The sequence below is a fragment of the Kitasatospora sp. NPDC058184 genome (assembly GCF_042883725.1).
In the GTDB taxonomy this organism is placed as follows: Bacteria; Actinomycetota; Actinomycetes; order Streptomycetales; family Streptomycetaceae; genus Kitasatospora.
The window spans coordinates 1-22755 of sequence record NZ_JBHVVE010000040.1 but is presented as its reverse complement, the minus strand read 5'-3'; the positions used below and the strand labels follow the sequence as shown (position 1 = coordinate 22755).

Genomic DNA, 22755 nt, shown 5'->3' with positions numbered 1-22755 from the left:
GGGCGCGGTGCGGGAGGATGGTGGGGTGATCCAGGGCGAGCTGTTCGGTGATCCGGGTGGGTCCCCGGCCGCGCGCGAGCGCTCCGAGCCGGCCCCCGGCGCCGTCCTGCTGCCCGGCTGGCTGGACCTCGACGCGCAGCGGCGCCTGGTCACCGCCTGCCGGGAGTGGGCCCGCCCGCCGGCCGGTCTGCACGCCGTGCGGATGCCCACCGGCGGGATGATGTCCGTCCGGATGGTGAGCCTCGGCCTGCACTGGTACCCGTACGGCTACCGGGAGGTCGCCGAGGACGGCGCGCCCGTCAAGCCGTTCCCGCGGCTGCTCGGGGACCTGGCGCGCAGGGCCGTCGCCGAGGCGTACGGGGCCGCGCTGGGGGAGGTCGCGGGGGCGGCGTCGTACGCGCCGGACATCGCGATCGTCAACCACTACGCACACGGCGCGAAGATGGGCCTCCACCAGGACCGCGACGAGCGGGCGGACGCGCCGGTGGTCTCGCTCTCGCTGGGCGACGGCTGCGTCTTCCGGCTCGGGAACACCGAGACCAGGACCCGGCCGTGGACGGACCTGGAGCTGCGCAGCGGCGACCTGCTGGTGTTCGGCGGCCCGGCCCGGTTCGCGTACCACGGGGTGGTGCGGACGCTGCCGGGGACGGCCGATCCGGCGCTGGGGCTGCTCGGGCGGCTCAACATCACGGTGCGGGAGTCGGGGCTGGGGGCGTAACCGGAGGTCGTGCGGCCGGTGGGGGCCTCCTGGCCGACCGGGCCGTCCCGTCCGTCACCTGCTCGTCGGCTCGCCTACTCGTTCGAGTGAACTGGGCGTTCCGGACCGCTGCGCGGGAATGACCCGGGTCGCCAAAGGATTCGATTGAGCTGGAGAATTGTTCGGAGTCCGGAGAGGAAACGTGCCCATGGGTACCCCCGTCGACGACCTTGTCGATCTGCTCGACCTTGAGCAGATCGAACTCAACATCTTCCGTGGGCGCAGCCCCGAGGAGGCGCTGCAACGGACGTTCGGCGGCCAGGTCGCCGGGCAGGCGCTGGTCGCGGCGGGGCGCACGGTGGACGACGAGCGCCCGGTCCACTCGCTGCACGCCTACTTCCTGCGCCCCGGGGTCCCCGGCGTGCCGATCGTCTACCAGGTCGACCGGATCCGTGACGGCCGGTCCTTCACCACCCGTCGGGTGCTCGGCATCCAGGGCGGCCGGTCGATCTTCGCCCTCACCGCCGACTTCCACAGACCCGAGGAGGCCGGCATCGAGCACCAGTACCCGATGCCGCCCGTCGCCGCCCCCGAGGACCTGCCCAGCGCCCTGGACGAGGTCGGCTCCCGGCTCGGCGAGCTGCCCCCGTTCATCAGCCGCCGCCAGCCCTTCGACATCCGCTACGTCGACCGGCTGCGCTGGACGAAGGAGGAGCTGGAGGGCGTCGAGGCGCGCAGCGGCGTCTGGCTGCGCACCAACGGCCCGCTGCCGGACGACCCGCTGATCCACGTCTGCGCCCTCACCTACGCCAGCGACATGACGCTGCTGGACGCCGTCCGCGCCCCGGTCGAGCCGCTGTGGGGCGAGCGGAGCTTCGACATGGCCTCGCTCGACCACGCGATGTGGTTCCACCAGCCGTTCCGGGCGGACGACTGGCTGCTGTACCAGCAGGAGTCCCCGATCGCGCACGGCGCGCGCGGCCTGGCCCGCGGGCAGATCTTCGACCGGCACGGCCGGCTGGTGGTGTCCGTGGTGCAGGAGGGGCTGTTCCGTCCGCTGAAGCGCCGCGAGGGGTAGGTGTGTGGCCGGAGTGGTGCCCCGTGTTGTGCCCGGTGTCGGCGCGTTGCCGCCGTGTTGCGGTTTCGGCGACATCGGGCCGACGGGAATGATCCGTCCGCGCGGACGGTGTTGTGGATGACGGAGGACGGGCGGCCCGAACAGCGGGCCGTCCACGGACCGACCGGGAGGGTGGACCGATGACGGAGACGGCCGCGGAGGACTGGAAGCACTGGAGTGACGGCCGGGCGGCGTCGGTGAGCGCGCAGCACGGCCAGCTCGCACTCACCGGCACGCACTGGCTGGAGCCCGAGCCCGCCGAGATCCCCGGCCTGCCCGGGCGCTGGTGGGCCGACGCCGAGGGCGTCCGGGTCCGGGCGGCGGCGTCCGACGGCATCACGGTCGACGGCGCCGACGCACCGGTGGACGGCGAGGCGCTGCTGCGCCCGGACAGCGACCCGGCCGCCGACACCGCCGTCCTGGGAGGCCTGCTGCTCGTCCCGATCGAGCGCGAGGGCGAGCTGGCCCTGCGGGTCTTCGACCCGGCCGCACCCCGCCGGACGGCGTTCGCGGGCATCTCCGCCTTCCCGTACGCGCCCGAGTGGGCCGTGCCCGCCGTCTTCACCCCGTTCGAGGACGACGACGCGCGGTCGGTCGTCGTGCCGAACGCCGACGGCCGGGAGCGCCCGCTGGCCGTCTCCGGGCAGATCGCCTTCACGGTGGCGGGCGAGCACCGCACCCTGACCGTCAGCCGGTCGGGCGATCGGCTCAGCGGCGTGATCGCGGACACGACCAGCGGCATCGACACCTACCGCTTCCGCTTCATCACCCTGCCCGCGCCCGACGCCGAGGGTCGTACGGTCCTCGACCTCAACCGGGCCTACCTGCCGCCGTGCGCCTTCTCGGACCACTTCATCTGCCCGTTCCCGCCGCCGGGCAACCGGCTGGACTTCGCGGTGGAGGCGGGAGAGAGGCAGGTGCTGAGCCGGTAGCGGGGGCCTCGCGGGTGGGGCCGGGGCGTCGCGGGCGGGGGCGGGCTTTCGCTGGGGCGGCCCCGGTGTGGGGCTGTCCGGGGGCGGAGCGGAGCATGAGGGACTATGTCGAACAATCAACATTCCATGCCGTCCCCCGCGCCCGGCCCGTCCTCCGTGCCCTCCGCCGCCGATCCCGAACCCGAACCCGGACCGGGGGATGGACCCGGGCCGGAGGCAGCCGCCGGCTCACCCTGGTACCGGCGGGCCTTCGCCGACCTCAGCCCGCTGCGCGACCACCCCGACTACCGCCGGGTCTGGGCCGGGCAGGCCGTCTCCTCCATAGGCCAGCAGATGACGGCCGTCGCCGTCTCCGTCCAGGTCTACGACCTGACCGGCTCCGCCTTCGCGACCGGCCTGGTCGGCATCTTCTCCCTCGTCCCGCTGGTCGCCTTCGGCCTCTACGGCGGCGCGATCGCCGACACCGTCGACCGGCGCCGGCTGGGCCTGCTCGGCTCGGCCGGTCTGGCGGTCGTCTCCGCCGCCCTGGCCGCGCAGGCGCTGGCCGGCCTCGGCCTGGTCGCCGTCCTGTACGCCGCCGTCGCCGTCCAGGCCGGCTTCTTCGCGATCAGCTCGCCCGCCCGCTCCGCGATGATCCCCCGCCTGGTGCCCAGCCACCAGCTCCCGGCGGCGAACGCCCTGAACACCGTCAGCATGAACCTCGGCCTCACCGTCGGCCCGATGCTCGGCGGCGTCCTCATCGGCGCCTACGGATCCCAGGCCGCCTACCTGGTCGACACCGTCGCCTTCACCGGCACCCTCTACGCGATGTGGCGCCTGCCCGCCATGCGGCCGCTCGGCGAGCGCAAGGGCCGTGCCTCCGTCCTCGACGGCCTCCGCTTCCTGCGCGAGCAGCCCAACCTGCGCACCAGCTTCCTCGCCGACCTGGCCGCGATGGTCTTCGGCATGCCGCGCGCCCTCTTCCCGGCCATCGCGGTCACCTTCTACGGCGGCGACGCCGGCACCGTCGGCCTGCTGGTCTCCGCCCCGGCCGTCGGCGCCCTGATCGGCGCGCTCTTCTCCGGCTGGGTCGGCCGCGTCCACCGCCAGGGCGTCGCCGTCCTCGCCGCCGTCGCCGCCTGGGGCCTGGCCATCGCGGCCTTCGGCGCCCTCCACAACCTCTGGCTCGGCCTCCTGCTGCTCGCGGTCGCGGGCTGCGCCGACACCGTCAGCATGATCTTCCGCAACACGATGATGCAGGTCGCGGCCCCGGACGAGATGCGCGGCCGCCTCCAGGGGATCTTCATCGTGGTCGTCGCCGGCGGCCCTCGCCTCGGCGACTTCGAGTCCGGCACCGTCGCCGCCCTCACCAACCCCGCCACCTCCGTGATCACCGGCGGCCTCGCCTGCGTCGCCGCCGTCCTCCTCCTCGCCGCCCGCCGCCCCGCCTTCCTCACCTACGACGCCCGCCACCCCACCCCCTGACCCGCCCCACCCCCGAACCTGGCAGCGAGCACCCCCCGACGTGCTGTATTGTTTTCCACGTCGCCGGGACAACCGGAGACAAGGTCGAGAAGCCCACAGCAGAGCCCCCCAGGCCCCGCTGCAGGCACCGAGACCACGGGACGTGGCGCAGCTTGGTAGCGCACTTGACTGGGGGTCAAGGGGTCGCAGGTTCAAATCCTGTCGTCCCGACTTGCATCACTGCAGGTCAGAGGCCGTTTCCGCCGGATGGCGGAGACGGCCTTCGTGGTTGGTGGTCGCAGTGTGGTCGTGAACGCCCGTTCACGTCGCACTTGGAGGGCACTACCTGCACTCGGGAGCTCCTCGAGGTGGCTGGCCCGTCCTTCGCTGGCGAGCTGAGCGCAGCTGACAGCCCGTTTGGACGCTGTTCGGCGTCGGAGTGACGTTGATTTTTCTGTGGGCGGGTATGCCTGTGAGACCCGCGGCATCCGGTTGCGGGCGGTTGCTTGGGTGGACGTCAGCTATGGGCCGGCTGCCCGGTGTTCCGTGCGCCCCTGGCGTGGGACGTGGTCGTAGCGCCGTCAGGCGGCGTGGCTGAAGAGTGGGTTCGGTGCCGGGCCGCTGAGGGCGACGGAGTCAACGCCGCGCGCGCGGGCTTCGACGAGGCAGAGCCTGGCTTCGATGGTGTGGACCGCGGCCATCGCCACTTCCCAGGTCAGGTGGCTGTAGATGTTCGCGGTGGTCGAGAGCGTGGAGTGCCGCAGCGTCTTGGAGATGACCGCCATGGAGACGTTGCCCTCCAGGGCGAGGGTCGCGGCAAGGTGCCGTAGGTCGTGGATGGTGACGTGGGGCAGGCCGGTCTGCTTGCGCAGCTCGTGGAAGCGTCGGCGGACCGCGGCCGGGTGGAGGGGGTTGCCGTCCGTGCCCTGGAAGACATGGTCGTTGTCGGTGGAGGTGGTCCTGGCCATGGCGCGCTGGAGGGCGGCGGCGACGCGCTCCGACAGGGGCACCCAGTTGCGGCTCTTCTTCGTCTTCGGTGCGGTCAGGACGAGTTCGTGGTTGTCGATGGCGGAGAGGGTGTGGCGGATGTACATGACGCGGTCGTCGATCCGGACGCACCGGCGTTGAAGCCCGAGTGCCTCGCCCTTGCGCAGGCCGGTTCCGATGATGACCTCGAACAGGTCGGCGAAGGCGGGGTCGACGTCGCGGCAGTGGGTGAGGAAGGTGACGGCCTGCTCTGCGCTCCAGGGGACGCGTTCGTCGGGGCGGGGCCGGCGCATCGGCAGGGGCTGGGCCGCGTTGTAGGGGAGCCGGTGGGTGCGGACGGCGGTGCCCAGGGCACTGGAGAGCGTGGCCAGGCAGTGGTAGACGGCCTGGCGGCCGCGGCCGGACTCGAGCTGCTCGTGCGCGTAGGCGGCGATGTGGTCGTGGGCGAGCTCCTCCAGGCGCAGCTTGCCGAACACGGGGATCAACTCGCACAGCACATAGGTGCGATAGCGGGCGTACGTGGTGGGCTTGAGCAGGAACTCCATCGACTTCAGCCACTTGGTGAGGTAGGCGGCCACAGTCTCGTGCGGGTCCGCGTCGAAACCCAGCTGGCGGCCCTCGAGGAAGCGTCGCAGCGCGCTCTCGGCGGCGAAGCCGTCCTCGAAACCGCCGCGCCGTACCGTGCGCCTGCGACCGCTGAGCGAGGGGATGTCGACGGCGAAGGTCCATGTGCCGTGCCCCTCTTCGATCAGGCGTGGGCATCCGGCGCCGAGCTGGCGCCGAGCCGTGTCGCGGCATCCGCACCGACGGTAGACCCGGCCCCGCCGCCCCGAACTGCGCATCTTTGTCTGCCTCCTGCGGTCCTGACTTTCTCGATCAGCCCGCGAGGCTACAGATTTCACGTCTGGATGGCCGACTGCGACCACCATGCGATCACCAATGCGGAATTTGTGGCCTGACCTGCGTCTTCCGGTGAGCACCCGCTACTGGGCGGGGAGCAGATGGACTGCTCCCCGCGTGCATCGCAAGGCTGCGTCCACGGCCTTTGACAGCTGCACGCACAGTGGCACGATGGCGTCGGCCAGGGGCGGCAGAGTGTCCCGCAGGAGGTGACTCCGGTCGGTCAGTAGTAGCACAGAAAGCCATGCGTCGGAGACGGGGCCATGTCGACCGCCTGGGCGCTGTAGATAGCGATGAGGGAAAACGCCCAGCAGGCGTGAAGGAAACCGAATGCGGGACGTATTTCCTTCCGCCATGGTGAATAGAGGACCGAATTCTCCGGAAACGACACCGATGTCGCAGCCAGGACGGCGTTGAACCAATGGTGCCCGGCCTCGTGAATGAGGTCTCGCGCGAGAACTTCCGGGGAGTCCACCTGGCCAGTGAACACCGTGCCGGGAAGGCGCGTGATGCTCCAACTGAAAAGGGTGTCGCGCACTTCCCGTCGTTCGACGAGGCAAATGATTGGCGCGTGCGGTCCAGCAGGTCACCGAAGCCGTGTTCGTGGGAAGAGCCCAACGCCGCTGCGAGCAGTTCCTGCTTGTCGGGCTCCGGCCGGTGAGACTGCTGCCGAGGACCTCAGCGCGATGCGCTGGGTCCGGGCCACCCGCTGCTCGTCGAGACCGAGCAGGTGGAAGAACTGGTCGGCCACGGGCTCGGTCATGCTCGACCCGCTGCGCGGCTGGCGAACCGACGAGGAGGTGATCGGCGGGTTGAAGGCGATCATCCTTGATCACCTCGATGGGCCTGCCCGCGGACGCCCCCGACTTGCCCGAGGGCAGCGGAGCCGCGGTCGGCTTCGGCCACGGCAAGCACTGCCAGCGCTGTCCGTTTGGCTCTGTCGACCCGAACCTGCCGAGCGGGCTGTGTGCCAGCCTCGAGAGGCTTCAGCCTGTTCGGCGTAAAAGAGTTGCGATGAAGTCTTCAATGAGCTTCTCTGGCGCACATGCCAAGGCGTCTGCTGACCGTTGATCACACCAAGATCCGGGCATTGCGTGAGCAGGCCGGGCTCACCTCGCAGGAGCTCGCCAATCGCATGGGGGTTACGTACCGCGTGGTTGTGTACTGGGAGGAGGGCAGGTACGCGCCTGAAGCCCGGAACGTGCGGCGTCTTGCTGATGCCCTCGGCTGTGCCACCGCTGACCTCACTGGTACGCCCAGTGGGTCCGAGACGCTGATTGACCTCCGCTACGGTGCCGGTCTCACCGCTGAGGAGGTCGCCAGTCAACTGCGGGACACTCCTGCAGGAAGCGACCTGTTCGTGGACGCGCACAAGATTCGAAGCCTGGAGCGGAACCGTCAGGTGTCCGGCTGGAACTGGAAGAAACCGGAGTTCACAGGCCGGCTCGTGCAGCAGCTGGCGGTCGTGTACGGGGTGCCGGTCCGTGTGGTCCTGGATGCCTGGATGCGTACGCGGCCGGCAGACGAGCCCCCACGTCTGCCGGAACAGGGGCGATACGCTCCGTCGGCAACGGCGGTCGAGCGCTGGGAGTGCCTGAATGACCGTCAGCAGGTTTATCTCGGCGAGATTCTGCGGGACGATCAGATGACCGAAGCCGAGATGTGGATGCGCCGCCAGAACCAGGTGGGCGTACCGTCAGCCGCACAGTGGCGGAAGCTGCCGTTCGCCCTCGACGGGCCCGTCGAGGTGGTAGGGCGCACGCGTCTACAGCAGCGCCTGCGGAGCGCAGCCGTTCACGATCAGGGCGCGGGCGCAACCCTCCACTCCCTGGGCCGGTTGGGACTGATCAAGGTTTCCAAGGACCGTGTGGAGGTTCCCGGGATCGGTGAGGTGGAGCGCACGTTGGTAGAGATCACCCGCCGTGGCCGCGCCTGTGCCCGCGCCGGGTTGGGAGACCCTGCCGAACCGTCACCTCCCGTGCATCTGCTGTCCGAATGGCTGTGGGGCGTTCTGCTGCGTGTCGCCACGGCCGGCCCGGCGGGGCTCCACGAGAGCGAACTGTCGGGCAAGTCCCTGTTCTACCTTGCCGTCGGCTACCGGCCGAAGCGCCGGGCGCACCCCAGCAGAGGGTTCATCGAGCTGCGCCCGCGGCTGGCACCTAGCGGTACGCATGTTCTCGAATACCGTTGGCACGCCACCGTCCTGGGGCAGCAGCACATCGCCGCGTACCTGCACGTCTACAGGGAGATGTACCCAGCCGTGGCGCCTACGCCGGAGTAGTCATTTCGGGCGGTCGGCGGCCGTTCCAGGGCGGTTTGTCAGACCTGTGCTCTACGGTCGTCTGCCGTGACGACCCATGTCGATGACGACGGTCTGACGTTCTCTCACTTCGAGGCGTTCCGGCTGATCAACTTCACCTTCATCAAAGCCTGTCAGACGATCACCGCCCCGGAACTGAGCCCGCGGCACCGGGCCGAGAAACTGATGCGGTACCACGGGGACTTGCTCGCCGCGTATGGCCCTGGGGTGCCGCTGTCGTTCGGTGACTTCCGCCAGAAGCTTCTCGGCCCCATTGAAGGACTCCTCCCGCCGTGGCTGGACCGGTCCGGTTTCGACGATCTCGATTTTCCCGTGGTCGACGAGGAGGGCTGCGTCACCGCCAATGCGTTCGATCTGCAGTGGGAGACCGCCCAGTTGCACCGGATCTTGAATCGGCTTCGGCGGATCGGCCGGATGCGGTTCACCGAGGAGCAGCTCCAGGATGAGGTCGACCAGGATCAGATGTACGAGATCCTCAAGGGACGCGGCGACGCTCAGTACGTCAAGGACCGCACCACCCTGGTGGAGTGCCCTGCCGGCACGGCCGAGGAGCTGAACAAGCGAAACCTGCCTCTCAACGCGATCGGCTACTACGAGGCGATCCCGTACCACTCGATCTACCACACCTGGTGGTTCCCCTGCACGGTGTGCAAGTGGCCTATGAAGGTCAGCAGGCGGGTGACCGCAGGCCGCGAGTACTACCGAGTCGCCTGCCTCTACGGTCGGCATGCCGATACCGGTGCCAGTTTCACGTTCTGGCCCACCACGGGAGACGCACCGCAGTTGCACCCTGACAGCTCCGACGCCCCCGCTCCGCACGAGGCCGCGCTCGCGCTGGGGACGACGGGTGCCGTGCCGGAGGCGAGGCCGACGGAGGGGTATCTGGCGCTCAAACGCGGCGTGTGGCGCTACACCTGTGTGCCGGGCCTGTATGAGCTGCGTCTGCATACCGTCCTGCGGGAGCGGCTGGCCGCAGGACAGATGGATGTGGACGAGGCCATCATGCTCTGGCCGATGAGCGATGCGTACGACCACCGCATCGAGGTCAAGGGCCCCGACGGGAGCGCGTACGTCTTCACCGTGGACGTGAAGGACTACTCCAATGTCCGCGTCCTGGCCGAGAGCCTGCACCGCAACGAGGGCGACAAGGGCGGAGCCGACTGGCTCGTTGTCCCCGACCACCGAGCCGACCAGATCCCGTTGCTGACCGTGACCTGCGAGAAGTACGGAATGAAAGCCGTGACCATGACCGAATTCGCTCAACTGGTCTGCCGGAGCGCCGGGGTGGTGTGGGAGTGAGCCAGATGACCGTCAAGGACTCCTTCATCCGCGCCGCGCTGGCCCTTGCCGCTCACTACTTCCCGCAGTGCGACGACGACGGCAGGCCCCTGGCCTCATTCCGCTATGCGGCGTTCTTCGCCAGCTGCAAACCACAGGCGTGGGACCGGTGGACCGAGCTGAGCAGCGAGGAACGCCTGCTCGTGGCCGGGGTGATGAAGATCGCCAACCCCGTCCTCGCCGATGAACGGCGGTTCGCCTCCGCAGCCCGGATCCTCCTTGGCGCCATGGACATCGGTGACGAGGAGGGTGAGGAGACGTCGGTCCAGCTGTTCACCCTGGCTGGCGACCCGCTCACCGCCACCGCGGCCCGCCCCCACCTGGGCGGGGACTACCTCGGCTACGTCGAGAGCCTTCTTGCGCCCTTCCGGCGGCCGAGCAGCCGACGCAAGCCCCACGACTTCGCCGCGCCAGGCCAGATGTATGAGACGAGTGAACGCACCGAGGGCAGCGAGATCGTCCACGGGCGGGTCACCATCCCCCGCTTCCCGTCGTTCACGAAGCCGCTCGGCCACGACGCGCTTCCCAGCATTGCCACCCGGCCAGGCCTCGTCACGATCAGGGTCGCCGTCCAGGAGCTCAAGGACATCGCGCGGATCCTGGACACCCAGTACGAGAGCACCGAGACTGGCCCCTGGCTGCTCAAGGTGCTGACGGGCTTGCTCGACCGCCTCAAGGCCCGCGACACCGACACCGTCGATGTGCTGGACCTCTTGGCTGGCCTGACTCAGATCTTCCACGCGCCAACCGGCACCGGAAAGTCCGTGCTGGTCCGACTCCTGGGCTCGTGGGCCGCGCTCAACAACCACCGTGTCACTCTGCTCGTCCCCGACGTCAAGGCCACGCTCGCCTCGGTATGGGACATCAGCCGCGACCTCAAGATTCTGCACGAGGCAGGCAAGACCGAGCAGTTGGCGACCTGCGCCCCGCTGATGTCACCGTCTTCGCGGCACCACCGGGCCCTCAAGCACGCGTCTCTGGTCAAGGAAGACCCCGACGCCCCCGGGGAATGGGGCAAGCGAGGGCTCCGCGACGTCGACCACCTCGCCTACGGGTGCGCGCAGCAGCACTGGCTCGACTCAGCCGGCACCTACCACCCCGGCAAGGAGAACTGTCTGGGCCTGCGCGGCGGCGGAGACATGCTGGCTTGCCCCTGGATCCCGACCTGCGGCAAGTTCACCCCTGCCTACCAGGCCGCGGACGCCACAGTGATCGTCACCAACCATCACAACTTCATCCAGGGCACTATGAGGGTGGGCATCCAGATCGACGGCCGCCCGATCCGCTCCGTCACCGTCTGCGAATTCGTTCTCCGCGCCAGCGACTTCGTCATCATCGACGAGATCGACGCCTTCCAGGCCGTCGCCGTCGACCGGTGCGCCACCACCGTCGACCTGCACTCCCGGCAGCCGTGGACAGCGGAACCACAGACCCTGGACATCGCGGCCAAGTACCTGCCGCTGCGGTTCGAGAACCAACTCATCGAACCGATCAGCCATGTCCGGCTCATGGCCGAGTCCCTGCTGACCGGGCTGTGTACCAAGGCGTTCCGGCTCAACCACCACGACGATGCCAGGGTCGCTCGGCTTCGGCACGAATACGACTACGAGGGGTGGCGCCTACCGCGTTCCAAGGACCGCGAGCTCATCAGCATCCTGTTCCCCGAGTACGAGGTCGGCGACGGACAACCGCTTCCCCGTGAGGCCGTCGACCGGCTCGACGCTCTGGTGCCGGCCCTTGACGTCAGCGAGGACGACGTGCGGGCCCGCACGCCCTTCTTCCTTGAGCCCGAGTGGGAAGGGGTCAACAGAATCCTGGGCACCGTCGTGTCGCCGCGCGGTATCAACCAGCGCGATGCGCTCAAACTCAGGCTGCACCAGGAACTGGTCCCGATCGTCAGCGACAGCCGCGCACGCAACCGGGCCATCGACCACCTCCTCATCCGCACACTGATGAGCGAACTGGACAGCTCCCTGGCCGGTCTGCGCGATGCCGCGCAGACCCTGCGCCACTCTGGTCTGATCTCCGCCAACAGCATCATCGACTCCATGCACTCCGGCGGCATTGCCGATGTGCTTCCGCACGGAACGATCGGCAAACCCATCAACGGGTACCGGGTCACCGGTATGAAGAACCCGGAGAAGGACGCCAAACTCTCCGCCCAGCACATGGCCGGTGACCCGCACACCTACGTGTCGGAACTTGGCGGACTGGTCTCGCTGATCACCACAGGCGTGGAACGGCCCGTCTTCGGGCTCTCCGCCACGGCCTACTTCCCCCAGGCGGTCAAGGAGCACATCCACGCCCCCGTGATGTGGTGGATGACCGACGCGCAGGAAGAGTCCATCCTGGTCGAGTCCTCGGCCGTCACCTACGGGAGCGGCCACCGAAAAGCCGGGGAGCGCATCCCGATCGCCGGCCAGTTCCCCTCCGACAAGCCCGAAGCACTGCGCGAAATCGGCGAGCGCCTGTACGAGACGAAGCTGTCGCGGAAACTCGCCCGCCTGGCCAAGACGGACAAGACCCGCGCCCGCGTGATCCTGACGGCCAACAGCTACGAGCAGTGCGGTCACATCGCGACTGGCCTCTCCAAGGCAAAGGGACTCTCCCACCGGGTGTGCGTCCTCGTCCGTGAGGAAGACCGCCACAGCAACGTCCGGTACCTCCCCGATCCGACACTGGTCCGCCGCATCACCGTCGAAGAGGTCGAGGAGTTCCCCGAATTCGGCGACATCCTGGTCGCCCCGCTGGCTAACATCGCCAGGGGATTGAACATCGTCGTCAACCTCCGCTCGGCCATCCACTCCATCTACCTGTGCGTGAGGCCCCCGCTGATCATCGACGATCCGACCTGGATGTACGGCAGCGTCAACGCCGCAGGCATCAACGCCCTCCCCTCATCCGGTACGTCTGACCCTGTCGCGGCACTGCAGAACGCCCACGCCGCAGCACGCGATCATCTGGCCACTATCCTGCGCTCCTCCCCACAGCTGTCGACCATGGACCTCGTTCTCCAGGAGCAGATGGTCGCCGGGATGCTGGTCTCCCTCATCCAGCTCGCCGGCCGCGCCCGGCGCGGCGGCACCAACATGGAGCTGCACTTCGTGGACTACGCCTTCCAGGACGAGACCTGGAGCTCCGACCTGGCCAGCATCATCGACCGTATGGCCTCCCGCTGGCGGCCGGAAGAACGCCGACAGATGGCCGAACTGTACGGCGAGGCGGTCAACGCCTTCCTGACCTACGCGGGCGTCGACCTCACCCTTTCCGCATAGCCAAGCGCTCCCCGAAAGAGACCACCGCAGTGACCGACAGCAGTACACCCCTCCCGAGTACCCTCACCCTGCGCTGCACCCCCGAACTCGTCCAGGGCCAGAAGGTGTACGTGCGCATCTTCCCGCGGAGCGTGCGGGACGAATGGGAGAAGGTGAAGGGCGACGGGGACGACGAGCAGAAGAACCTGCCGTACTCGACCGCCATCACCTACCTGAAGTTCAAGACCGGCGGATACGTCCACCTCGACCGGTACCTCAACTACCTGGTCTCGCTGGAGAAGATCGACGACGACACCCTGCGCCACGTCTTCCGGTGCATCGTCGGCTACAGCAAGGGGATGAACACCGACCAGGCCGTCCTCCTCGAAGTGCCGCCAGTGGCCGAAGCCATCGCGAGCACGCCCGAGCAGGAATTCGAGATGACCCGGTTCCTCAAGCCGACCCCTGGCAAGCAACCGAAGTGCCCCGACTGGATGTACGTCGCCGTGCCATGGGTGATCTCCAAGAAGCTCGCCGAGCAGAAGTTCACCATCTACGACCTCGTCCCGATCACCGAGAAGGTACCCGCCAAGGAGAAAGACGGCTCCCCCACACTCGACGCCAACGGCGACCAGGTCCACAAGAACCGAACGATCGGCTGGAAGGCCAACCCGAACAAGCGGGAGGTTACCTACCTGCCGGACAACAGGGGCGGGCTCATCGCCTGGGACGCACCCTTCGGCCGCAAGTACAACGTCCGCGACGACGGAACCGAGGTCAACGCCGCCACCAAGGCCCAGTACGCGATGTCCCGGCTCTCGGTGGTCATGAAGACCGAGCCCAACATCGTCGACCCCGTCATCTTCCTGGACGCCCACGTCACCCGCGTGGACAGCAACATGGTTCGTGCCAAGTCGACGCACATCCACCAGGGCAGCGACGGACTGCCGATCCTCCACACCGAACTGGTTCGTAACGGCACCGTCCGGGCGGTCAACCAGCGCGCCCTGGAGCTGCTGGCACGCGACAAGATGGACGTCAGCCTTCTGCAGGAACTCCAGGCACGCGTCACCGAGGAACGGGCAGTGCTACAGAAGGCCGCGGACGACGGAGCCTTCCCCACGTTCATCACCCCTGACGCCGGTGCCATTCGCCCGCTTATGGCGAAGAACGACAGCTTCGCCGTCGGCACCGGCCCTGGCACCCTGCACCTGCGGCTTCTCGCCGAACACGTCACCAAGGTGCTAGGAGAGAAAGCCACCTGGGTCGACTTCGCGGTGGAGCCAATGGTCTTCGAGCCGCGCCCCACGGATAAGCAGAAGATGTCCCCGCAGGAGCGGGACCGCCGGATCAAGGCCGGCGAGGTCCTCCACAGCATCGGCTTCCCTCCGGCCGAGGAGATCACCGCATCGGTGAACGCCCAGGGCTTCGAAAACCTGCGGATCGTGTGCCTGTGGTACCGCCACAGCACCCGTCTGCGCATGGTCAACGCTCTCTCCCTGGCGTTCCCGGACAGCCCGGCCATCGGCGACCCGCAGCCGGGCGAGGAGATCACCCTCGCGCCCGGCGTCAGCGCAGTCTTCCGTAAGGCCGAGCGCTTCCTGGCCCACGGTGACGACATCGACCGGGCCGTGGAGTTCAAGGCCTTCGCAGACGACTTCGCCGACAGCGACGCGCACGTGATGGTCGGCGTCTGGTGCGAGACCGAGCTTCCGTCCCTGAAGAAGAATGACGGAGAGAAGCGGAACGCCTTTCTGCTCCGCACGGAGCGGTACGACGGGAAGTTCCGGGTCCGCCGTCTCCTGGCCAAGAAGGGCTTCGTCTGCCAGTTCACGAGCGGGATGAAGCCGGGATCATTCGGAAAGCCCGCGACGGAGATCAGCCCCCCGAAGCCGGGGAAGGACCACGCCGCTTACATGGCACTGCTCGACCTGTACCGCTCGCTCGGAATCATCGACCAGCGCCTCGCGCGGGCCATCGCGAAGGACAGGAAGGGAGACGAAGCCGGCAGCCTCGTCTACTGCGGCATCCACGCCCGCCGACAGGCCAAGACGGCTGACGGCAAGCACACCAAGCGCATCATCATCGCCACGGCCCTGTTCCCTCCGGAAGAGGAAGAGGGCGCCTGGACGCTGCGGGCGTGGACTCCCCTGATCGGGGCATGGGTGCCCTACCGGGAGGCGATCGTGGCCTTCCACGCGAGCGACTATTCGCTGCACGTCGACGGCAAGGGCCAGACGGACAAGGAACGCTGGGCGGAGGCCGCCGCCCAGGTCGAAGACGCCCTTGCCAGCCTCGTCCGCGACGAGCTGGAACCCGGCACACGCTACGTCGTCCTGGTCGACGGCCACGCCTGCCGCCGGATGTGGACAGGCCTGCACAACGAGAACCAGAGCTACGAAGAAGGGGACAGCACCGATCCACGTACCTGGCTACCCGGGTACGGCAAGGGCAAGAACGCCCCGCGCAGGAGGCCGAGCGCCGTCATCCGGATGAACGTCGCCCCGACGGAGGTCCCCCAGTACGTCCCCATCTCCCGTGAGAGCGACCCCAAGACGCACAAGGAGGACATCGACTTCACCTCGACCAAGCTGCACCGCGCCAAGGTGGACTTCGGACACCCGTTCTGGGTCCTCTTCAACGTCCCACGTAACTACCAGGCCAAGGGCGGTGACCTCGGAAGCAAGATCACCCGCTGGGACGCCGATCCAGGCAAGGGCGGTGACGAAGGCGAGCGGGAGATGAACCAACTCAAGACCCCGTGGTGGGCCATGACAGCAACCGAGATTTACCCCGTCGGCGTCGCGGACGGCATCGACCGAACGATGCTGGCCCGCGCCACCGCGCGGCTGTGCCACCAGACGATCGCCTGGGCGGACCGCTCCCGGTACGCGGTACCGCTGCACGCGGCAAAGCAGATGGACCTCGATCACCCGCAGTACCGCCGATCAGCACCGCCGGACGAACCGGGGGACCAGGACGCTGACGAGTAGCCTCAGCGCGCCGCGTCATCGTGCCCAGCCAGGATGGCTGGGCACGATGACAGGCGAGAGAGCAGATACTGATCGGATGGCCGGTGCGGCCGAAGGATCCGCGGCACTCCGTTCTCTCTGCGGGGCTTGGCTGTCCGTGTAGCAGGCGATGATGGGTGCGACAGCCGAGGTCTTGAAGAGGGGAGCGGCTCGCGTGCATCTGAGCCAGGTGAGAGTCAATGGTCTGCGCGCCAGTGCCGAGGCGGAGATCGACTGCCGGCTTCCGGGCCGGTTCAGCATCCTGATCGGCGCAAACGGCGCCGGGAAAACAACGGTGACCGATGCTCTCTACCTGGCACATCCCCAGCGCTTTCCCTTTCTACCGCGTACCAGCGCGGCCGCACTGGGCCGTGGCGAACGCAGCATCACCGTCGAGTACACCCTCGCGGACGCCCCGGAGGCGGAGGGGCCCCTCGGCCAGCAGCTCCACCGCGCGCACCACGTAGCTTCTGGCGAGGTCGCGCAGCGGTGGAGCACCCAGCTGGGCCGCAGCCTCGGTACCATCAGCAGCCAGATGGGGCCGATACAGGGGCCTCTGGACACAGCTGACCCGTTCAAGGTCCTCTACCTTCCCGCATGGCGCCACCCGCTGGACGAGCTCGCCCGGCGCGAGGTCCGGATCCTGATCGAGCTGCTGCGGGCCCAACAGGAACGCATCGACGGCAGCCGCAGTCTGGTACCGCTGCGTGCGCGTGCCTCACACTTGCTGGAGGACTTGGCCAAGGACGGTGTCATCGCTGCCATCGAGGAACGCATCGGCGCTCACCTAACGGCACTGTCTGCCGGCGTCAGCCAGCAGTGGCCTTATGTGCGCGGACAGGTCATCGACGATGCCTACCTGGCCCGGGTCCTCGAACTGATGCTCGCGGTGATCGAGGGGCGCGGAAACGCCCGCCCACTGGAGGTCTCCGGACTCGGGTACGTCAACCTTCTCCACATCGCCGTCACACTGGCCGCGATCCCAGACCCGGCCAAGCGTGCCACCGGAGCCCCGCACCAAGACACCGACATACGTCCTCCGGACGTCCCGGCCGATGAGGAAGCGGCCGCGGAGCAGGCCCGGGAACAGCTCCAGCAGGCTCAGGCCGAGGCCGAATCGGCCGAGGACTCCTTCTTCCCCGCCGACCCCTTCCACGCCACCATCGTCATCGAAGAACCCGAAGCTCACTTGCACCCCCAACTGCAACACGCCCTGGTCCGCTACCTGCGCAAGACCGTGCTCCAACGTCCGGAGCTGCAGATCGTGCTCTCCAGCCATGCCACTGACGTCATCACCTCGGCCCACCCCGAGGAAATCGTGGTGCTGCGCCGCACCGACGATGGCCGCCGCGTCTGTCGTCCCATTGCCAGCGTGCCGATGGCCGACCGGGCCCGGACCTTGCGGATGGCCCGCTTGCACCTGGACACCAGCCGCTCAGCTGCCCTTTTCGCCGAACGCCTGGTTCTGGTCGAGGGCGTCACGGAGGCCGCAGTGCTGCGCGAATTCGCCAGGACATGGGCGGAATCGGACCCGCACAAGCAGGCATTCGTCGAAGCGCTGAGCATCGTTCCGATGGGCACCAAGGTCGGGGCGTGGGCAGTGCGACTGCTGGCTACCCGGGACGCGGAACTGTGCACCAGAGTCGCCGTGCTGCGTGACAGCGACAAGCGCTTCGAGGAGACGCCAACCGATCCCTCGTGGATCGCGGACCACGACCCGAACGTTGCCCAGGTGTTCACCAGCCACCCCACCCTCGAGCCCGCCATCACCGAGGGCAACGAGAAGCTCATAGCCGCAGCTTTGGACGACATTGGTCTCGCCGGCCCGGAACAGATCACCCCTGAGACGGTCCACACGCTGTTCCAAAGCGCCCGCAAGGCCAAGGGCGACTTGCCTGCTGAATCTGCGGGACCCGGCTCCAAGCGCAAGGGTGAGTTCGCACTCGCGCTCGCCCAGCAGTTGGCCGACGCCAACGTCGGTGCCACGCCTCCGCGCCTTCCTGCTCACCTGTGCTCCCTGTTCGACTACCTGTATCCCGCGCCCGCAGGAGGGCCGGGGCAGGAAGCAGAAGACAACGATCAGACCGGTGCCGGGTCCACGGCACCTTCAAGGCCGACGGCTCCCACCGCAGAATGGCCGAAGATCTCTCCCAGTGATCCATGGTCCGACGAGGAGCCCGACCATGACTGACGCGGCCCTTGACGCCCTGACAAATCAGCAGTTGATAGCGGCGGGCTCACCACTGACCCGGGTCTACATCGAGGCTGCCCCCGGCTCCGGCAAGACCACAGTCTCGGCCTACCGGTTCGGCGCCCAGCGCTTCGCAGTGATTAGCGACCGGCGCGCCGTCGTCGCCGTCAGCTTCACCCGGTCCGCCACCGCCGAACTGCGCTCGCGCGTCTGGCAACTGTGGGGACGCGCCGCGATCAGTCCTCCGCACCGCATCGTCACCCTCGACACCATCATCTGCGACTTGCTCACCCACCTCCTGTGCCAAGGCGTGCTGCGCTGGCCCGGTGGCCACACTGAGCTGGAGGTCTCCGACACCTGGAGCTCTCGCTACAGCCCTGGCTTCACGTTCGGCGAGCCTCAGCTCATCCTGCAGGACAACATCCTCGTCCCTGCCGTCACATATCACCCGCGCCGGGGCAACTACGTCAGCCTGCACGACTTCACTGCCGGCGTGAACGAAGGCCGGTGCACCCACAGCGACGTGCGTGCCGTCCTCGAACTCGCCTGGAACCTGCCCGACGTCTCCGCGTGTCTGACCGAGTACCTGGCCGCCACCACCCGAGCCCTGATCATCGACGAGATCTTCGACGCCAACGACCTCGACCTCCACTTCGTTGAACTCGCCGCTGCCGCCGGCGTGTCCGTCACGGTGGTCGGCGATCCCTGGCAGGCCCTTTACGGATTCCGGGGCGCCCGCCCCGACCTGGTCCCGCGCCTCATCGAGCAAGCCGACCTAACCGAACTGCAGTTGAGCCGCTCCTTCCGATGGCGCACCCCGGAACAGGAGGCTCTGGCCACGGCCCTGCGCGAGCGTGAACCCATCACTGTTCAGGTCGGACCGCTCACCGGCGTCGATGCTGTCCTGGCACGTGAGTGGAAGCCCCTTTGGGACATCGACCCCGATGTCCTCCCCCTGGCGTTCCGCTCAGCGACCGGCAACGTACAAGAGGCCGCATCCACGCTGCTGCTCAACCAGCTCACCCGCGCTGCATTCGGTGAGCGCGCCGTCTACACCAACGACGCTCTGACCACCTTGCAGTTGGACGCCGATGCCCACTCCCGCCTCGAGCCGCTCCTCGACGAGGTCCTGGCCGCTCTCGTTGGCCCGCAGGCTCTGGACACCGTCCTCGACGCCTTGCACGCCGCCGTCACCACCGAGTCACCCAGAACGATGCCCGGCCGCCATCACAGTCACCGCACGCGCCTGCGCAACCTCCGCGCCCGAGCCAGGCGTGGAACCGACAACCTGATTCCAGGCCTGACCACTCACCAGGCCAAGGGCCGGGAGTGGGATGTCGTGGCCGTCCACCTCAAGCCGGGTGACGCAGGTGCGCTTCGCCTCGGGCTGGACCAAGCCAACGAGGACCACCGCAAGGTGTACGTGGCGCTGACGCGGGCCCGCAGCAAGACGATCGCCGTCGACCCCTGACTACCCGTGCGTGGGCGGCCAGGTGTGGGCTTGATTCGGTTTGACGGACACCTCTGATCTGGGGCTTCGGCCCCGAGAAGGATGATGTCCATCATGGAGAGCATGGGGGAAGAAGCCACGCCCTCGTCGCTCGTTCACGTCGGAGTTCAAGGCCGAGATCATCGAGCTGTGCCGGCGCGGTGACCGCTCGGTCGGTCAGGTCGCCAAGGACTTCGACCTGACCGAGACGGCGGTACGGGACTGGGTGAAGCAGGCCCAGGTCGATGGCGGCGAGGGCGACGGCCTGACCGGCGACGAGCGCGAGGAGTTGGCGAGGTTGCGGAGGGAGAACTGCCGCCTGCGGGAGGACGTGGACATCCTCCGCAGGGCCACGGCTTCCTTCGCGCAGGAGACCCGGTGACGGTGCACCCGCTCATCGAGGCGGAGAAGCAGGCAGGTCACAACGTCAAGCGAGCGTGTGAACTGCTCAAGGTCTCCCGAACCGCCTTCTACGCACGCCGCACCGCCGTCCCCGGTCCCCGCGCGATCCGCGACGCCGAGCTGACCGAGAAGATCACAAAGGTCCACGAGGACTCACGCGGAAGCTACGGAGCCCCGCGAGTCCATGCCGCGCTCCGAAAGAACAGCGACCGGTGCGGTCGTCGTCGGGTCGCTTGGCTGATGCGCCAGGCCGGCCTTGCGGGCCGGCACCGCAGGCGGCGCCACCGCACCACCGTCCCGGACTCGCGAGCTGCCGCCCGGCAGGACCTGGTCCTGCGTGACTTCCGGCCCGACGCCGCTGTTCTCGACGTGTGCTGGTGCGGCGACATCACCTACGTCCCGACTGAGGAGGGCTGGCTCTACCTGGCCACCGTCATTGATATCGCCTCCCGCCGCGTGGTCGGCTGGGCCACCGCGGACCACCTGCGGATGGAGCTGGTCGCCGACATGCTGCGGGCCGCCTACCGAACCCGCCGCCCGAGCGGGCCCCTCGTCTTCCACTCCGACCGCGGATGCCAAAACGCCAGCCGTGAATTCGCCTTTCTCGCAAGCGAGGTCGGAGTTCGACTGTCGGTCGGCCGGACCGGCCAGTGCTGGACAACTCGCTCGCCGATCCCTTCTTCGCCACTCTCAAGCGGGAGTTGCTCGGCAACTGCCCGTGGCTAAGCCGGGCCGCAGCACAGACCGCGATCTTCGAGTGGGTTGAAGGCTGGTACAATATGAGCAGGCTGCACAGCAGCCTCGGCTACCGCAGTCCCGCCGAATACGAGACTGCTCTGGCAGCCTGACTGCCACGCCAACGGTGCCCGTCAAAGCGGAGCAAGCTCACCCCCATCGACTGAGACCGTGCCACGCGGCCTGACACCCTACAGTTCCTGTTGGCGTGCAGCGCAGGTTGCGCGGAAACGCTGGTGCACTTTGCGTGATCTCGGCTGTGCCGACGCGGTCGCGTAGAGCAGGTTGCGCACGAACGTCCCGAGCATCATCGCCGCCAAGCACCTGCGGGACTACGCACGGGTTGATCAGCTCATAATTGGAGTCAGCGCCGAGCGGCCCGGCGCATCGTACCCGCCCCGGGTGCCCTCACCGCGATCGGAGAGCATCGTGAAGAACAGCGCGTTGTGGCGACTGGTGGACAACGAGAGTGGTACCGAGTCCATCGTCAGCACGCCCTCCGAGGCGGTCGCGTTCGTCAACAGCCGGTTCGACACCGATGACGATGACGAGCCGTTCAGCATCACCGAGGTCGGCCCTCTCGTTCCGAAGCCGCTCGGGGTCATCACCGCATGGGCCGCCAAGAAAGATGACGAGCGAACCGACGGGCGTACTGCGCCGATCACCATCAGGCCTGTTGTGACGGATAACGCCACCGAGTGCGACGACGTCATGCTCTGGGACGACGTGTATGTCTCGTGGGACCACGACAGGTACACCGTCGATGACGGCTCCGAGTACCGCGAGGCCTACAGCGCAGCCGAGTTGAGCGAGTTCCTCGACGAGTACGCCGGCGACTACGAGTACGTGCCTGAGCCTGAAGGGTCTGACAGCCACACGCTGCCGAACCCGCAAGAGTTGATCCGCTACGGCGCCCAAGAGTGTGCCAACCGCTTCGGGCACCTTGACGACGACGCACTGCTCTGGCTCGCCGCCACCCGCATCACGCTCGCCCTGTGGCGCAACACACCCGTCGAGAACTGGCATGCCGGGAAGAGCCCGCTGCACGACGGCACGATGATGAGGATCAACGCGGCAACCACCCGGATCGTGCGCTCGATGCTGTCGTTCGACCATGTCGACTGGATCGCTGTCGGTCTCGCGATCGTCAACCCGTCTCGGGTCCTACCGACCGGGCAGTCCGTGCTCGAGATCGGGCTGGCCTGCCACAACCCTGACGACCCGGCGCACGAGGCTGATCCGCGAGAAGACCTCGCGGAGATTGCACAGGTCGCGATCTCATGGGGGCGAAGGTACCGCCTTCACGAGAAGGAATTCGGCCTGCGAACCCTGATCGAGTCCCTCTCCGCGTTCGACAACGGCTGGTTCGCAGCACCGAGTTGGGGACGCATCGTCGATCGGTTCCTTACAGCTGTCGACGACCGGGAGAATGCGCACTGGCGCATACACCGGGACGAGCCCTGGTTCGACGAATGGTTCACCAACCGCCCGACCGACATTGCGGACACCGCGGAATTCCGTCGGCTGCTCCATGCCGGGCCTGACCTGCTGTCCGAGGAGGCCGCCGAATGGTGCGTGGAAGGAGCCATCGGCTACATCTGCCAGGACGACCACTCGAACGGCTGCTGGCGGTGTGCTATCCCGCTGGCAACGGAGTCCCCAAACGAGTGAACGTGGGCACCAGCATAGGAACGTACGGATGGATCGAAATCAGCGAGGAGGAGCCTCGCCAGTTCGAAGCGCGACTCGTAGATGACGTGATCGCGAACGGTGCCGGACCAGTAAGCGCCCGGCAACGCCGCTGGCCCCTGTAGCAGCGGAAGGTCCGCCAGGGTACCGCCGACGCTAGGGCCTGTGTGATGTTGTGATCAATCTTCGGGTTCTGCCCCGCTCTGGGGCAGAACCCGGTAGGACTGTTGGATGTGACGCGCAGGCAACT

The 22755-nt window shown here is 67.9% G+C and carries 16 protein-coding genes, 1 tRNA gene and 1 pseudogene; 15 read left to right on the top strand and 3 right to left on the bottom strand.

The window, feature by feature from the left end; translation table 11 throughout:
• Window positions 1-28 precede the first annotated feature (28 nt).
• The 5 genes from ACFVXH_RS40340 (at window position 29) to ACFVXH_RS40320 (ending at window position 4420) form a co-directional block, all read left to right on the top strand.
• Window positions 29-718 (top strand): alpha-ketoglutarate-dependent dioxygenase AlkB family protein, encoded by a 690-nt coding sequence (locus tag ACFVXH_RS40340; protein ID WP_387831171.1) that lies wholly within the window; start codon window positions 29-31, stop codon window positions 716-718.
• A 187-nt stretch (window positions 719-905) separates the two neighbouring features.
• Entirely contained in the window at window positions 906-1775 is an 870-nt protein-coding gene (locus ACFVXH_RS40335; protein ID WP_117490115.1) for an acyl-CoA thioesterase II, read from the top strand.
• Window positions 1776-1954: 179 nt separating this feature from the next.
• Window positions 1955-2746 (top strand): DUF1684 domain-containing protein, encoded by a 792-nt coding sequence (locus ACFVXH_RS40330; RefSeq protein ID WP_074004698.1) that lies wholly within the window; start codon window positions 1955-1957, stop codon window positions 2744-2746.
• Between the two features lie 126 nt (window positions 2747-2872).
• On the top strand, window positions 2873-4210 hold the full coding sequence (locus ACFVXH_RS40325) for an MFS transporter (protein WP_387831164.1): 1338 nt from the start codon (window positions 2873-2875) through the stop codon (window positions 4208-4210).
• Window positions 4211-4346: 136 nt separating this feature from the next.
• Window positions 4347-4420 (top strand) — tRNA-Pro (locus ACFVXH_RS40320).
• Between the two features lie 350 nt (window positions 4421-4770).
• On the opposite strand, the gene ACFVXH_RS40315 is transcribed toward ACFVXH_RS40320, so the two are convergent.
• From ACFVXH_RS40315 to ACFVXH_RS40305, 3 genes are all read right to left on the bottom strand, one after another.
• On the bottom strand, window positions 4771-6018 hold the full coding sequence (locus ACFVXH_RS40315; protein WP_387831163.1) for a tyrosine-type recombinase/integrase: 1248 nt from the start codon (window positions 6016-6018) through the stop codon (window positions 4771-4773).
• A gap of 281 nt (window positions 6019-6299) precedes the next feature.
• Window positions 6300-6614 (bottom strand): aKG-HExxH-type peptide beta-hydroxylase, encoded by a 315-nt coding sequence (locus ACFVXH_RS40310; protein WP_387831162.1) that lies wholly within the window; start codon window positions 6612-6614, stop codon window positions 6300-6302.
• Between the two features lie 48 nt (window positions 6615-6662).
• Window positions 6663-6902: a hypothetical protein gene (locus ACFVXH_RS40305; protein WP_387831161.1), complete on the bottom strand. Its 240-nt coding sequence runs from the start codon at window positions 6900-6902 to the stop codon at window positions 6663-6665.
• 219 nt (window positions 6903-7121) lie between these two features.
• Between ACFVXH_RS40305 and ACFVXH_RS40300 the strand changes: the two genes are divergently transcribed.
• The 10 genes and pseudogenes from ACFVXH_RS40300 to ACFVXH_RS40255 all read left to right on the top strand — a co-directional run bounded on the left by ACFVXH_RS40300 (window position 7122) and on the right by ACFVXH_RS40255 (window position 22487).
• Entirely contained in the window at window positions 7122-8357 is a 1236-nt protein-coding gene (locus ACFVXH_RS40300; RefSeq protein WP_387831160.1) for a helix-turn-helix transcriptional regulator, read from the top strand.
• Between the two features lie 66 nt (window positions 8358-8423).
• Window positions 8424-9695 carry a hypothetical protein gene (locus tag ACFVXH_RS40295; RefSeq protein WP_387831159.1) on the top strand — a complete coding sequence of 424 codons (1272 nt, stop codon included), beginning with the start codon at window positions 8424-8426 and terminating at the stop codon, window positions 9693-9695.
• Between the two features lie 5 nt (window positions 9696-9700).
• Window positions 9701-13009 carry a hypothetical protein gene (locus ACFVXH_RS40290; RefSeq protein WP_387831158.1) on the top strand — a complete coding sequence of 1103 codons (3309 nt, stop codon included), beginning with the start codon at window positions 9701-9703 and terminating at the stop codon, window positions 13007-13009.
• A 29-nt stretch (window positions 13010-13038) separates the two neighbouring features.
• The gene (locus tag ACFVXH_RS40285; RefSeq protein ID WP_387831157.1) at window positions 13039-15981 is read left to right on the top strand and encodes an RNaseH domain-containing protein; all 2943 of its coding nucleotides are present in this window, start codon (window positions 13039-13041) and stop codon (window positions 15979-15981) included.
• A gap of 193 nt (window positions 15982-16174) precedes the next feature.
• Window positions 16175-18190, top strand: a complete 2016-nt coding sequence (locus ACFVXH_RS40280; protein ID WP_387831156.1) for an ATP-dependent endonuclease — start codon at window positions 16175-16177, stop codon at window positions 18188-18190.
• Window positions 18183-19661, top strand: a complete 1479-nt coding sequence (locus ACFVXH_RS40275; RefSeq protein ID WP_387831155.1) for a UvrD-helicase domain-containing protein — start codon at window positions 18183-18185, stop codon at window positions 19659-19661. Before ACFVXH_RS40280 ends, ACFVXH_RS40275 begins: the two co-directional genes overlap by 8 nt.
• A 130-nt stretch (window positions 19662-19791) precedes the next feature.
• Window positions 19792-20061, top strand: a pseudogene (locus ACFVXH_RS40270) (transposase); the annotation flags it as partial.
• Window positions 20058-20807: an IS3 family transposase gene (locus ACFVXH_RS40265; protein WP_387831154.1), complete on the top strand. Its 750-nt coding sequence runs from the start codon at window positions 20058-20060 to the stop codon at window positions 20805-20807. The pseudogene ACFVXH_RS40270 and the gene ACFVXH_RS40265, both read left to right, overlap by 4 nt.
• Complete coding sequence (locus tag ACFVXH_RS40260) at window positions 20732-20929, top strand: IS3 family transposase (RefSeq protein ID WP_387831153.1); 198 nt, start codon at window positions 20732-20734, stop codon at window positions 20927-20929. The genes ACFVXH_RS40265 and ACFVXH_RS40260 overlap by 76 nt, the downstream gene beginning before the upstream one ends.
• A gap of 316 nt (window positions 20930-21245) precedes the next feature.
• Window positions 21246-22487, top strand: coding sequence for a hypothetical protein (locus tag ACFVXH_RS40255; RefSeq protein ID WP_387831152.1), 1242 nt, complete (start codon window positions 21246-21248; stop codon window positions 22485-22487).
• Window positions 22488-22755 lie beyond the last annotated feature (268 nt).